This is a genomic window from Pseudomonas cedrina subsp. cedrina, from assembly GCF_001983175.1.
Taxonomy (GTDB): Bacteria; Pseudomonadota; Gammaproteobacteria; order Pseudomonadales; family Pseudomonadaceae; genus Aquipseudomonas; species Aquipseudomonas cedrina.
Window position 1 is genome coordinate 355,931 of record NZ_MNPW01000005.1, and the last position, 12,249, is coordinate 368,179.

General features: G+C 63.7%; 13 protein-coding genes. 1 reads left to right on the forward strand and 12 read right to left on the reverse strand.

The window, feature by feature from the left end; translation table 11 throughout:
- Positions 1-14 precede the first annotated feature (14 nt).
- The 12 genes from BLL36_RS12645 to BLL36_RS12700 form a co-directional block, all read right to left on the reverse strand.
- Positions 15-2,327, reverse strand: coding sequence for an MMPL family transporter (locus BLL36_RS12645; RefSeq protein WP_076951767.1), 2,313 nt, complete (start codon positions 2,325-2,327; stop codon positions 15-17).
- The gene (locus BLL36_RS12650; RefSeq protein WP_076951768.1) at positions 2,317-2,979 is read right to left on the reverse strand and encodes an outer membrane lipoprotein carrier protein LolA; all 663 of its coding nucleotides are present in this window, start codon (positions 2,977-2,979) and stop codon (positions 2,317-2,319) included. Before BLL36_RS12650 ends, BLL36_RS12645 begins: the two co-directional genes overlap by 11 nt.
- A gap of 29 nt (positions 2,980-3,008) precedes the next feature.
- Complete coding sequence (locus BLL36_RS12655; RefSeq protein WP_076951769.1) at positions 3,009-3,434, reverse strand: acyl-CoA thioesterase; 426 nt, start codon at positions 3,432-3,434, stop codon at positions 3,009-3,011.
- Complete coding sequence (locus BLL36_RS12660; protein ID WP_076951770.1) at positions 3,427-4,968, reverse strand: HAL/PAL/TAL family ammonia-lyase; 1,542 nt, start codon at positions 4,966-4,968, stop codon at positions 3,427-3,429. The genes BLL36_RS12655 and BLL36_RS12660 overlap by 8 nt, the downstream gene beginning before the upstream one ends.
- Entirely contained in the window at positions 4,952-5,887 is a 936-nt protein-coding gene (locus BLL36_RS12665) for an LpxL/LpxP family acyltransferase (RefSeq protein WP_076951771.1), read from the reverse strand. Before BLL36_RS12665 ends, BLL36_RS12660 begins: the two co-directional genes overlap by 17 nt.
- Entirely contained in the window at positions 5,884-6,618 is a 735-nt protein-coding gene (locus BLL36_RS12670; protein WP_076951772.1) for a glycosyltransferase family 2 protein, read from the reverse strand. The genes BLL36_RS12665 and BLL36_RS12670 overlap by 4 nt, the downstream gene beginning before the upstream one ends.
- Positions 6,619-6,767: 149 nt before the next feature.
- A complete protein-coding gene (locus tag BLL36_RS12675) occupies positions 6,768-8,438 on the reverse strand; it encodes an acyl-CoA synthetase family protein (RefSeq protein ID WP_076951773.1) in 1,671 nt (556 codons plus the stop codon).
- Positions 8,435-8,980, reverse strand: a complete 546-nt coding sequence (locus tag BLL36_RS12680) for a COG4648 family protein (RefSeq protein ID WP_076951774.1) — start codon at positions 8,978-8,980, stop codon at positions 8,435-8,437. Before BLL36_RS12680 ends, BLL36_RS12675 begins: the two co-directional genes overlap by 4 nt.
- Positions 8,977-9,231 carry an acyl carrier protein gene (locus BLL36_RS12685; RefSeq protein ID WP_005784088.1) on the reverse strand — a complete coding sequence of 85 codons (255 nt, stop codon included), beginning with the start codon at positions 9,229-9,231 and terminating at the stop codon, positions 8,977-8,979. Before BLL36_RS12685 ends, BLL36_RS12680 begins: the two co-directional genes overlap by 4 nt.
- Before the next feature lie 9 nt (positions 9,232-9,240).
- The gene (locus tag BLL36_RS12690) at positions 9,241-9,510 is read right to left on the reverse strand and encodes a phosphopantetheine-binding protein (protein ID WP_076951775.1); all 270 of its coding nucleotides are present in this window, start codon (positions 9,508-9,510) and stop codon (positions 9,241-9,243) included.
- A complete protein-coding gene (locus BLL36_RS12695; protein ID WP_076951776.1) occupies positions 9,488-10,300 on the reverse strand; it encodes a lysophospholipid acyltransferase family protein in 813 nt (270 codons plus the stop codon). The genes BLL36_RS12690 and BLL36_RS12695 overlap by 23 nt, the downstream gene beginning before the upstream one ends.
- Entirely contained in the window at positions 10,276-10,995 is a 720-nt protein-coding gene (locus BLL36_RS12700) for a beta-ketoacyl synthase chain length factor (protein ID WP_076951777.1), read from the reverse strand. The genes BLL36_RS12695 and BLL36_RS12700 overlap by 25 nt, the downstream gene beginning before the upstream one ends.
- A gap of 348 nt (positions 10,996-11,343) precedes the next feature.
- On the opposite strand from BLL36_RS12700, the gene BLL36_RS12705 reads away from it, so the two are divergent.
- Complete coding sequence (locus BLL36_RS12705; RefSeq protein WP_076951778.1) at positions 11,344-12,114, forward strand: ParA family protein; 771 nt, start codon at positions 11,344-11,346, stop codon at positions 12,112-12,114.
- Positions 12,115-12,249: the final 135 nt, after the last annotated feature.

Sequence of the window (12,249 nt, forward strand, 5' to 3'; positions counted from 1 at the left end):
GGCGATAATCACATTCATGAGGCGTGTTTCTGTTGTCCGGCCCAGGGTGCCAGCATAAAGCTGAATGCCAGGCCCAGGCTGACCGATAAGCCGAAATTACTCACCGCCGGCGTGCTGGACACCGCCAGCAGGCCAAAGGATAACCAGGTCGTCAGCGCCGCCAGCAAGGTTCCCAACAGGCTGACCGCGGGGCCGCCGATCTGCTCGCGCATCAGGATCGCATAATCGACGCTGATAGCCGTGACCAGCAGCAAGCCGAACAGGCTGAACAACGTCAGCGGCTGCCCCAGCCAGCCGAGGCTGGCCAGGCTGCACAGCGCCGCCAGCAGCGGCAGGGCGACGATGCGCAAGGCGCCGCCAAAACCGAAAGGCAGGATCAGCAGCAGTACGATCAAAACACAGGACATCAGTTTCAATTCGGCGGCGCTGATTTGCGTGTCGGCGAACACCCGGTTCAAATCGCCCAGGCGGTCCACCAACTGCACACCCGGTAAGTCCAATGCTTGCACCCGCAGCAAGGCCGGGTTGTTCAAACCTTGCAGGCTGACCATGGCCGCCACGCCGCCTTCAACCGGGCCAAGCCACAGGGTGCGCCACGGTTCGGCCAGCGGGCCTGCCAGCGCGGCATCGATGTCCTGGGTGGGCAGCGCTTGCAGTTGCGCAACTTCGGCCTGCAGCGCACTGGCGGGCACGCCGAGATCGAGCAGCGGCTGCCAGTGTTGCGGCAGTTGGTTCAGCGCATCGCGCAATTGTTGTTGCTCTGCGGGCAGGCTGACCAATTGATTGAGCGCCAGGTAGCCCTTGAGTTTGTCCATGTTCACCAGTGGGTCCAGGCGCTGCGCCAACGCAGCCTGGCGCTCCAGCAGTTGCTGCTGGGTGTCTGCGCGCACCAGGAAGAACTGGCTGGTGGGCTGGAACCCGGTAATGCGCGCCACGGCCTGGGCTTCCTGCAGCAATTGCGGCGGCGCGCCGATCCATTGGCGAATATCGTTTTTGCTATTCAAGTGCCATAAGCCACCTGCGCAAAACAGCAGCAGCGCCCCCAGCAATACCGGGCTCGGCACGCGCTTGAGCAAGGATGCGCGCGCGCGCCACATCCCTTCGGCGATGCGCAGCGGCCATTGCGCCGGGCGCAGCTCTGCGCCGTTTAGCAGTGCCGGCAGCAGGCACACGGCGCACAAGTAGGCGCCGACCAAACCCGCGGCAGAGAACACCGCGATTTGCGTCAAGGCCGGAAACGGCGTCCAGGCCAGCGCCAGATACCCGATGCAACTGGTCGCCAGGCTCAGGCTCAAGCCTGGCAGCGTGAGGCGCAACGCCGGCCAACTGCGCCAAGGCCGCAGGCTCCAACTTTTCGACAAGTAATGCAGCGGGTAGTCCACCGCCACGCCGATCAGGCTGGAGCCCAGTACCAGCGTCATCACATGCATATGGTCAAACAGCGCAACACAGGCCACCGCGCCAAACAGCATGCCCACCAGCACCGGCACAAAGGCCAGCAGCACGCGCCAGCGCCGGAACGCCAGCAACAGCAGTAACAGGATGCCGACGGTCGCGCCGCCGCCGACCCATGTGATTTCCCGGGTGGCCTGCTGCTGACCATTGGCGGCGTAGAGCAAGCCGCTGGCGGCGAGCAATTGGGCGCCGTGCCCGGCGGCCTGCTCGCGGCTGGCCTGGAGCAGATCCGCCACCTGCAGCGGCAGTTTCATATCGAAGGCATTGCCGGTGGTGCGCGCGCGCAGCAACACCCAGCTTTTGCCGTCGGCATCGGCGATCAGCGCGCCGCTGCCGATATCCAGCTGCACGGCGCCGCGCTGCGGCTGGCTGTTCTGGATGCGCCCGGTCAGGCCCAGCCAGTCGTCCTGGCTGGGCACCAGGCTGAAACCGGTAAAGGGGTCGAACAATGCCTGTACGCGCTGTTGGATAAACGCGTCAGGGTGCTCGATCAGCTGCTCACGGTCCTTGGCCGAGAGCATGGCCAGGCGCCCGCGCAGCAATTGCTCGCGCAGTGCCGGCAAGTCGGCTTGCAGGTTCCATTGCACCTTTTCAAACAACCCGCTGGCCTGCCAGCGCTCGCCCAATTGTTGGGCCACGGCCACGGCTTGCTGGCGGTCGGCATGCCCGACCAGCACCAGCATTTCGCGGTTCAGCGGTTCTTGCATGCGTTGTTCGGCCTGCTGTTCCAGCGCATCCGGCGTGCTGCCCGGCACCAGCTCCATCAGGTTGGCCGACAACGGCGCGCCGTGACGCCACTGCCAGCCGGCCAGGGCCAGCATGGCGACCAGCAGGATCAGGAACAGGCGCGGCAGCAGGCGCTCACTGGGCAAAGTCGTGTTGCTCCGCGTCAGTCAAGGGTTGGCTCGCCGTGCTGTCCTGCATGCGCAGCAGGGTGCTGTCGCCCTGGGTTTCCAGCAATTCGATTTTCTGCACCAGTTCGCCACCGTCGATATTGATTTGGGTGAAGACTTGCTTGAGCAGCAGCGAGCGCGGCACCAGGGTCAATTTCCACTGCTTGGCCTCGCCTTGCAGTTGCAGGTCGAAGTCACGCTGCAGGCCGCTGCTGTCGCCCTGGAGCACGGCGAGGAACAGGCGGTTCTGTTCGGCGCCGGCGCTCTTGTTCGGCAGCAGTTGCCAGCCATTGGCGTCACGCCGGGCGATGCCCCGGGCGCTGATGCGGTAGTCCTGTTGCAGCGGGGTTTTGAGCAGCCACAGCAGGCCATGGTCCTTGGCCAGGACGAAGGTGCCTTTGCTGACGAGGGGCTGGGGCAGGGCGCGCAGGTGTTTTTCCTGGGTGAAGTTGCCGTGGATGACGGTGGGTTTGGCTAACTGATCGCTTAGTTGCTGCAAGTCGAAAGCCTGGGCCAGGCCCGGAATACTTAATAGCAGGATTAACGCGATCCCTGTGGGAGCGGGCTTGCCCGCGAAGAACCTGAGAGCGCCGCGTAGCATCAGGCGACCCGCGTTATCGTTAACGTCCATCGCGAGCAAGCCCGCTCCCACAGGAGATCTCATTCCAGGGCCCTTTCTACGGCGTCGGTGAATATTTTTGGGGAGGCAAGCTGCATCTCGCGGGTCGCGACTTCCACCGCCACCTGCACAGTGCTGGCACGGGTCAAGCGCTCGCCGCTGGCCACATCGGTAATCAGGTAATTGACCTTCAAGCGGTTCTCCCATTCCACCAGGCTGGCGCGTACGTTGATGGTCTGGCCGAACACCGCGCCGCGCACGTAGCGCAGTTGCATGTCGATCACCGGCCAGGCATAGCCGGACTCGAGCATCGCCGTGTAGTTGTGGCCGATCTTGTCCAGTAGCGCGCAGCGCGCCACTTCCAGGTATTTCACGTAATGCCCGTGCCAGACGACGTTCATGGTGTCGACGTCAAAAAACGGCACGAGGATTTCAGTGTCGCAATGCAGCACGCCCTGGCTACGCATGCAGCCTCCAGTGTTGCTCGGCGATGCGTTGCAGGCACAGGCGCAGTTCGCCTTCCAGCGCACGGTCTTCGATGACCGGCGGGAAGTCTTTGGCGAGTGCATCGTGCATCGCCGCCAGCGCTGGTGGCAACGGCCGCGCATCCTCGGCCTGGGTACGCAGCCACACGCCCTGGTTGGCGGCAAGCAAGGTCGCGGCGGCGACTTGCTCGGTCAGCTCCAGCACGCGGATCGCATCGCGGGCAGCAATGGTGCCCATGCTGACCTTGTCCTGGTTATGGCACTCGGTGGAGCGCGAGAACACGCTGGCCGGCATGGTGTTTTTCAGCGCTTCGGCGGTCCAGGCGCTGGTGCCGATCTGCACGGCCTTGAAGCCATGGTTGATCATCGCGCGCTCCGCCGGGGCTCCGGACAGGTTGCTCGGCAGGCCATGGTTGTAGCGCACGTCCACCAGCAGTGCGAGCTGGCGGTCGAGCAGGTCGGCGACGTTGGCGACCAGGGTCTTGAGGCTGTCCATGGCAAAGGCGATGTGCCCGCCGTAGAAGTGCCCACCGTGGAGCACGCGCTCTTCTTCGGCGTCGATGATCGGGTTGTCATTGGCGCTGTTCAGCTCGATCTCGATGAAGGAACGCAGCCAGTTCAGGCTGTCGGCCAACACGCCGAGTACATGGGGCGCGCAACGCAGCGAGTAACGGTCCTGCAGGCGATGCAGCGGCGCGGCCGGCGCGTCGATCGCCAGGTCCTTGCGCAGCCACGCGGCAACTTGCATCTGCCCGGGGTGCGGCTTGGCGGCGAACAGACGCTCGTCGAAATGTTCCGGGTTGCCTTGCAGCGCCACCACGTTCATCGCGGTGATGCGCGTGGCCAGTTGCAGCAAGTAGTCGGCACGGGCGAAGGCCAGGCAGGCCAGGCCGGTCATCACGGCGGTGCCGTTCATCAGCGCCAGGGCTTCCTTGGGACGCAGCACCAGCGGCTCCCAGCCCAGTTCACGATGTACATCGGCGGCCTGGCGGCGTTCGCCACGGAACATCACCTCGCGCTCGCCGGAGAGGGTCGCGGCTACGTAGGACAGCGGCGTCAAGTCACCGCTGGCGCCTACCGAGCCTTCTTCCGGGATCAGCGGCAACACGTCGTGTTCGAGGAACGCATGCAGGCGCTCAAGCAGTTCCACGCGCACCCCGGACACGCCGTGGCACAGCGACTGCAACCGCGCGGCCAGCACTGCCCGGGTGGCTTGGGCATCGAGCAACTTGCCCAGGCCGCACCCATGAAAGGTGTACAGATGACGCGGCAAGGCCTCGACGTGCTGCAACGGCACGGCAACCACGCAGGAGTCGCCATAGCCGGTGGTCACGCCATAAATCACGCCTTCCTTGTCCAGCAGCGAATCGAGAAACTGCGCGCCCTTGGCGATGCGCTGGCGATAGGCGGCATCGCCCTGCAATTGGGTCGGCGCCTGACGGTTGGCCAAAGCCAGCACGTCTTCGATGCGCAAGGCGCGTTCGCCAAAGGTTACCGGCTCAAGATGCGTGGTCATCGGTTTTCCAGAAAGGGTAAAAGTTGAACCATTGTTGGGGCGCTTCCAGGCAGAACTGGCCCAGGCGTGCGGCATAGCGCGCGGTCCATAGGGCAATGACCTGCTCGCGGGTGCTGCGTTTCCATTCGATCAACTCGGCGAAAGGCTCGATGCTCAGGCGATAGCGCCGCCCGTGCTTGAGGCACATCAGCAGGTTCACCGGGCATTTGAGCAGGCCGGCCAGCAGCCACGGCCCCTGCGGGAAGGCGGCGTCATGGCCGAGGAAGTCTACGCGCACCGTGCGCCCGCCGTGCAGCGGCACGCGGTCGCCGGCAATCGCCAGCCACTCACCGTCGTCCAGGCGCTGGCTGAGCTGCAGCATGGTGGCCGGGTCCAGTTCGCTGACCTGGATCAGGCGCAAGTGGGTTGCCCCGGCTTCGCCCAGCAGGCGGTTGAATTGTTCGGCATGCTTGGTGTGCACCAGCACGTTCATGGTGACTTGCTCACCGATCTCGGCGAGGGCGCGGCACACTTCCAGGTTGCCCAGGTGCGCGCCCACCAGCATCTGCCCGCGGTCACCACGCAGTTGCCCGCGCAATTGCGCCGGGTCGTTGATCTCGATCTGTTCCAGGCGCAGCTTGCCGTTCCACACGTCGAGCTTGTCGAGCAGCGAGTCGGCAAAGGCCATGAACTGGCCGAAGACCTTCCAGTGCGTTGGGCGCAAGGCTTCACGCCCGCTCCAGTCGGCCAGGCGCTGTTGGTACTGCCAGGCGCTGCGGCGCGCGGTGCGGCCGAACAGGAAAAAGTACAACACGATGCCGTACAGCACCGGGCTCAGCACTCGGCGGCCGAGGACCTTGGCGGCGAACGCGGTGAATTTCATCAGCCAGTAGCTGCCGCGTTCTTCGCGGTCGGCCCAGTGTTTGGTGCTGTCGCTCATGCCTGCCACCGGCGCCACAGGATCATCGGCGCACGCACCAGCATGCCGAAGAACAGGCGGGTGTGCATCGCCGAGATGCGCACGTTGTCGTGGAACAGGCGAAAGTGCGACAGGCCGTCGGCCGGGTAATGCACCTGGGTCGGCAGCCAGCGCATCGGCTGGTTGCGCCAGGCCAGGCGCACCAGGATGTCGGAGTCAAAATCCATGCGCGTGCCGATGTAGGCCGAGTCCATCAGTGCCAGCACCGGTGCCAGCGGGTACACGCGAAAGCCGCACATCGAGTCGCGAATCTGCAGCGACAGGGTGTTGATCCACACCCACACGTGGGTCAGGTAGCGCGCGTACAGGCGGCCTTTGGGCACGCTGTCGTCGTATTCGGGGTAGCCGCAGATCACCGCGTCGGGGTGCCTGCGCGAGAGGTCGAGGAACGTCTCGACTTCGCGCAGGTCGTGCTGGCCGTCGGCGTCCACTTGCAGGGTGTGGGTGTAACCCAGGCGTGCGGCTTCGCGGAAACCAGCCATCACCGCGCCGCCTTTGCCCTGGTTGCTGGGCAGGGTCAGCAGGGTGACGTTGTCGAGCGTCGCCAGTTGCGCCAATACCGCTGCGCAGGCCGGGCTGCTGCCGTCGTCGACCAACAGGCAGGGCAAGCCATTGTTCAACAGGCGGTGGACCACGGCGGGCACGGCGGTTTCGTGGTTGTAGACCGGGATCAGGGCGCAGGGGTTATGCATGGAGGAGGGCTCCTGATACACCGCGTCGACTGCATCGCAGGCAAGCCAGCTCCCACATTTGAACGGCTGTGTACATAAGACGTGTGGCTGGCGCAGGTCCAGTGTGGGAGCTGGCTTGCCTGCGATTGAGCGCGAAGCGCTCACTTGGCTTACGCATCGACACTCTCCAGCACTATCCGGCCGCTGGAACAGGCCGCGACCCCATTGCGATAGGCGAAATACAACTTGCTGCGTTCCGGGTCAAAGCGCAGGTGCAATTCGATGTGATCACCCGGGCGCACCAATTGCTGAAACTTGAGCACTTCCATGCCGGCAAACGTCGCCGGCAAATCGAGCAGTTGCTGGCCCAGGCTGAATGCCCATTCCACCTGCACCACCCCCGGCAGCACCGGCGTGACCGGGAAGTGCCCGCTGAAGTAGGCGAGGTCCGGCGGGACGCTCAGTTGCAAGGTCCATTCGCCGTCGGCTTCGGCTTGTTCCAGTACGTCGGGCGTTTTCGGCCTGGGGGCCAGCAGCAGCGCCTCGACGTCGGCCTGAGGCAGCTTGCCTTGGCTGTTCAGCGGCAGTTGCCGCAGCAAACGCCAGCGCCGCGGCAGCGCCAGGGCTTCGCAATGTTGGCTCAAATGTTGGCGCAGCGTCTGGGTGAGTGCGCGCCGACCCTGATTGCGCAGGGCATGCAAGCCCTCGGCGCTCAGCACCACCAGGGCGCCGAGGGAGGCGCGGTTTTCCTGCACCACCCCCAGACGGGTTTCCGCGACCCATGAGTGGGCCACCAGTGCCTGCTCCAGCATGGGCAGGGAGATGCGTTTTTCTTCCAGCTTGACGATTCGGTCCAGACGCCCGAGCAGCTCGAAACGGCCATCGGCATGGATGCGCGCGGCGTCGGCGGTGTGTTCGATATGCCCGGCGGGCAAGTAGGGCGAAGCGATGCGCAGGGCGCCGTCGGCGTCCTGGCTCAGTTGCACATCGGCGAACGGCTGCCAGGGCTGCGCGCCTTGGCGCCAGGCGATGCCACCGGTTTCCGAGCTGCCGAGGATTTCGGTCGGCCATTGCTGCAAACGATCGTACAGGCTGCCGGCGGCTTCCACGGGCAACGCGCCGCCGGACGAAAACACCCGCGACACCTGGCTCAGCGCGGGCCAGTCGAGGTTGTCGCCCATGCGCTTGAGCAGCGCCGGGCTGGCGACCCAGGCAAAGCGTGCGTGCTCACGGCTGGCGCGCTGCAAATCCTCGGGGAAGGCCAGTTGCTTGCGCACAAACGTACGACCGGCGCACAGCGGCCATAGCACGCGGAACAGCAAGCCGTAGATATGCTGGGTGGCGACGCTGCCAATGATGCAGGCGTCTTTAAGGTCCGCGCCCCACAGCGTTTCCAGGGCTTCGACTTCGTTGGCCAGCTGGCGCAGGGTCTTGTCGATGCGCTTGGGTTCGCCACTGGAGCCGGAGGTGCACAGGCTCAGTTGGCAGGCATCCAGGTCGAGCACGGCAGCGCTCAGCGGTGCTTGATACAGCGCGTCCAGGTGAGCCGCTTCGGTCAGCCAGGCATCGACTACCGCGTCCCAGCGTTGGCGGGTCTGGGGTTGCAAATCGGCGGGCAGCAGCACGCTGACCCCGGCCCGCCAGGCGCCCAGCAGGGCAATCGCCAGCAGGCCCGCATCTTCCAGATGCACGGCCAGGCGCCGAATACCCCGCGCCTGCAGCCCCGCCGCCAGGCTCAGGGCCTGCTCCCACAGCTGTGCGTGGCTCATTTGAGGTGCGGTGGTCACCCAACGCTGTTGCAGCGGCTCAAGCAGCAAGTGCTCAAGTTTCAACCCATTCATACGCGGCCTCGAACCCTTTGTCGTACCAGCCATTCCACGGCAAACAACAGCCCCATCAACCCATAGGCGATCAGGCCGTTGTACAACGTCCACCAGCTCAGCGGCGCCCACAGGGTGAGGGCGGCCGCGAGCAGGCCATTACACAAAAAAAACACGCTCCACACCACGGTCACCTGGCGGGTATACACCACGGCGTGGGGCGGCAACACCGGATCGGTCATGCGCGCCAGGCGCTCGACCATCGGCGGGCCGTACCTGAGGCTCAAGCCAAACACCGCCAACATGAATGCACTGACCAGGCTCGGGTACCAGCGCAGCAGGTGCGGGCTGTCGAACCAGGCCAGCGCCAGGCAGAACACGATTACCGCCGATGCCATCCAACGGCTGCCGGGGCGTCGTGCAGCGGTCAGCGCCCGCAACAGCCACAGGCTGCCCAACAGCAGGCCGAACTGCCACGGCGCAAAGTGCTCGGTGCCGAAATACACCGCAAAGGGGTACAGCAGCCCCGCCAGCAACAGACCAAGGCCAATCAGCCGGCTCATGCGGCCGGTTGGACCAGACGGTACACCGCCTCAACCACGTCGTTCACGGTACGCACTGCCTTGAATTCTTCGGCGGCGATCTTCTTGCCGGTCTGGCGCTTGATATGGTCGATCAAGTCCACCGCGTCGATGCTGTCGATTTCCAGGTCCTGGTACAGGTTGGCGTCAAGGGTGACGCGTGCAGGCTCCAGTTCAAACAGTTCCACCAAGGCGTCGCGCAGGGTGTTGAAAATATCGTCACGAGTTTGCATGGTCCGGTCTCAAGCTGCCTGTCTGGCTGTGACGAACGCCGCAAGGCAGGCCACGTTGGTGAAGTGATTGCGGGTGTCCTTGGCGTCGGCATCGATTTTGATGCCGTACTTTTTCTGGATCGCCAGGCCCAGTTCCAGGGCGTCTACCGAATCCAGGCCGAGGCCTTCGCCGAACAGGGTTTGCTCGCTGTCGATGTCGTCGACACTGATGTCTTCCAGGCCCAGGGCCTCGATGATCAGCATCTTTATGTCGTGCTCAAGGCGGTGTTGGTCGCTCATCTTCGGCGAGCTCCTTAATAAAATAGTCATGCAGGTAATCGTTGAGCTTGCGTGAGGCCTGGGGCGCGGGTCCCCGTGTTGCGAACGCCTGTGGTTCTATATCGGCACCTACGCGCAAACTGAAGTGAAAACGGCGTTTGGGGATGCGATACCAGGGTTCGGCCTTGGTCAAGGTGGTGGGGCTGACCTTGATCACCACGGGGGTGATGATTGTCGCACCCCGCAGCGCAATGGCGGCGCCACCGCGATGAAAGGCGGGTGTGGCGCCGGGCGTGGTGCGGGTGCCTTCGGGAAAGATGATCAGGGTCTGGCCCGCGCGCAGGGCGTCGGCGGCGGCGTCGAGCATGTCCGCGCTGCCGTCATTGCTGATGTAGCCGGCATCCCGTACCGGGCCTCGGGTGAACGGGTTTTGAAACAGGCTCTGCTTGACCACGCAGTTGGTTTGACGCATCAGGCCGATCAGGAACACCACGTCGATCAACGAGGGGTGGTTGGCGACAATCATCTGGCCGGGGCGGCCGAGGTTTTCGGCGCCTTCGACACTGTAGGTCAGCACGCCGGCGCGCTGCATCAGGCGGATAAAGAACCAGAACAGTTTACTGATGGTATGACGGGCGCGGCGCTGGTGTTTTTCGGCGCTGCCCGGCAGGCAACTAAGCAACGGAAATACCAGCAGGCGCAGGCACAGCCCGCCGACGCCGAACAGCGTGAAGCTGGCGGCGGTGGCGAACAGGCGCCAGTAATAGGCGTCCCGTGGTTTGTCGGTCACGACTTGCGTTGCCAGTTCCATACGCGGTTCTTCCAGGCATGTTGGCAGGCGACCTGTTCGGTGAGCAGGGTGCGCAGCAGGTTCAGGGCGTGAGGCCACTGGGTTTGAGTGAGTTGGACCGCGCCGTCGGTTAGTTCCAGTTGCCACTCGTCGCCAGGTGTGAGCAGCAGGCCGACGGCGTAGGGGAAGGGCACATCAACGATCCAGCTGGCATAGGCGTCGGGCGCCTGTTCTTCGGTGATCACCAGCAAGACCGCCGCAGCCCCTTCGTTGAGCAGCGCGGCGGCTTCGAGCATGCCGTGTTCCAGGCCATCGCCGGCGGCCGCGAGGGCGGTCATTTCGCTGGTTTCATTGCGCAGGATCGACCACAAGCCAATCACCGCGTTGTGCACCGACAGGCTGAACTGGGTTGGCGAAAGTGGCTGGTCGTTGGCCAGGTCGCTGAGGATATCGAGGGTGCGCGGGGTTTCGCCGTGCCGGGACACAAACACCAGGGGCAGGTCCTCAAGACCTTCGGCCAACGGCCAGCCTACGCTGAACGCCATGCGCGCCAGGCGGCTCAGGCGGCGGCGCTGCATGGCCGGCAGGAACGACACGTCGGGGCATGCCTGGCTTACGGGCAGCAACACCGGGGCGTGGCACCAGGCATGCCAGTCGTCCACGCTATCGAGCCCTGGGGCCCAGGCGCGCCATTGCGCGATATTGAAAGTGATCACTGAGAAGGTATCCCGCCCCTGCGGGCTTCCATGTGCAGCCATTGGCCCCCGAGGCAGGGGCAGGGAACGATGGCCGAATGGCGCGCATTATCCCGGTGCCGTGGGGTTCTAGCAAACATTGGTAATGAATTGTGCACGGCCAATTACAAAATAGTCGGAAGAATTCACAGATTGTCCTTTACGTCGCGCTGGATGGGTTGTCGGACCGTTCTTTTTGCCTCGTCGGCTGCGTATGACACTCAGGTCGCCAATGGTTCCGTGATGCTGTAATGCATGGACGAACGAGGTAGCTAACAGTCGCTTTTGCCCTCTACACTCGGACATTCATTGATACACGGAGGTTTTTCCATGCGGCGTGTGGTGTTCAATCAGAAAGGCGGCGTCGGCAAGTCCAGCATCGCCTGCAACCTGGCGGCAGTCAGCGCCAGCGAAGGCTATCGAACCCTGTTGGTGGACCTCGATGCACAAGCCAACTCAACCCAGTACCTCACCGGGCTGACCGGCGACGATATCCCCATGGGGATCGCGGATTTTTTCAAGCAGACCCTGTCTTCCGGGCCGTTTTCGAAGAAGAACAAGGTGGATATCTACGAAACGCCGTTCGACAACCTGCATGTCATTACCGCAACCGCCGAACTGGCGGACCTGCAGCCTAAGTTGGAAGCCAAGCACAAGATCAACAAGCTGCGAAAACTGCTGGATGAGTTGAGCGAAGATTACGACCGGATCTACCTGGATACACCGCCGGCGCTGAATTTTTACGCGGTTTCAGCGTTGATCGCGGCTGATCGCGTGCTGATTCCGTTCGATTGCGACAGCTTCTCGCGCCAGGCATTGTATGGTTTGCTGGCTGAAATCGAAGAGCTCAAGGAAGACCACAACGAAGGCCTGGAAGTCGAAGGCATCGTGGTCAACCAGTTCCAGGCGCGGGCGAGTTTGCCGCAGCAGATGCTTGATGAGTTGATTGCCGAAGGCTTGCCGGTATTGCCGGTGTACCTGGCCAGTTCCGTGCGCATGCGCGAGTCGCACCAACAGAACAAACCGCTGATCCACCTCGACCCACGGCACAAGTTGACGCAACAGTTTGTGGAGTTGCATAACCTGCTGGAAAACGCGTGACCCTGCAGACGCCACAGAACCTGAATGTGAAATGCAGTCCAGTGGGAGCTGGCTTGCCTGCGATAGCATCACCTCGGTGTGCCAGGCAGACCGGGCCGCCTGCATCGCAGGCAAGCCAGCTCCCACATGTTGTTC

Excerpts from the sequence above, each read along its gene's own strand:
- BLL36_RS12650 (WP_076951768.1), bottom strand. The coding sequence starts at position 2,979 with ATGGACGTTAACGATAACGCGGGTCGCCTGATGCTACGCGGCGCTCTC.
- BLL36_RS12655 (WP_076951769.1), bottom strand. The coding sequence starts at position 3,434 with ATGCGTAGCCAGGGCGTGCTGCATTGCGACACTGAAATCCTCGTGCCG.
- BLL36_RS12660 (WP_076951770.1), bottom strand. The coding sequence starts at position 4,968 with ATGACCACGCATCTTGAGCCGGTAACCTTTGGCGAACGCGCCTTGCGC.
- BLL36_RS12665 (WP_076951771.1), bottom strand. The coding sequence starts at position 5,887 with ATGAGCGACAGCACCAAACACTGGGCCGACCGCGAAGAACGCGGCAGC.
- BLL36_RS12670 (WP_076951772.1), bottom strand. The coding sequence starts at position 6,618 with ATGCATAACCCCTGCGCCCTGATCCCGGTCTACAACCACGAAACCGCC.
- BLL36_RS12675 (WP_076951773.1), bottom strand. The coding sequence starts at position 8,438 with ATGAATGGGTTGAAACTTGAGCACTTGCTGCTTGAGCCGCTGCAACAG.
- BLL36_RS12680 (WP_076951774.1), bottom strand. The coding sequence starts at position 8,980 with ATGAGCCGGCTGATTGGCCTTGGTCTGTTGCTGGCGGGGCTGCTGTAC.
- BLL36_RS12685 (WP_005784088.1), bottom strand. The coding sequence starts at position 9,231 with ATGCAAACTCGTGACGATATTTTCAACACCCTGCGCGACGCCTTGGTG.
- BLL36_RS12690 (WP_076951775.1), bottom strand. The coding sequence starts at position 9,510 with ATGAGCGACCAACACCGCCTTGAGCACGACATAAAGATGCTGATCATC.
- BLL36_RS12695 (WP_076951776.1), bottom strand. The coding sequence starts at position 10,300 with ATGGAACTGGCAACGCAAGTCGTGACCGACAAACCACGGGACGCCTAT.
- BLL36_RS12705 (WP_076951778.1), top strand. The coding sequence starts at position 11,344 with ATGCGGCGTGTGGTGTTCAATCAGAAAGGCGGCGTCGGCAAGTCCAGC.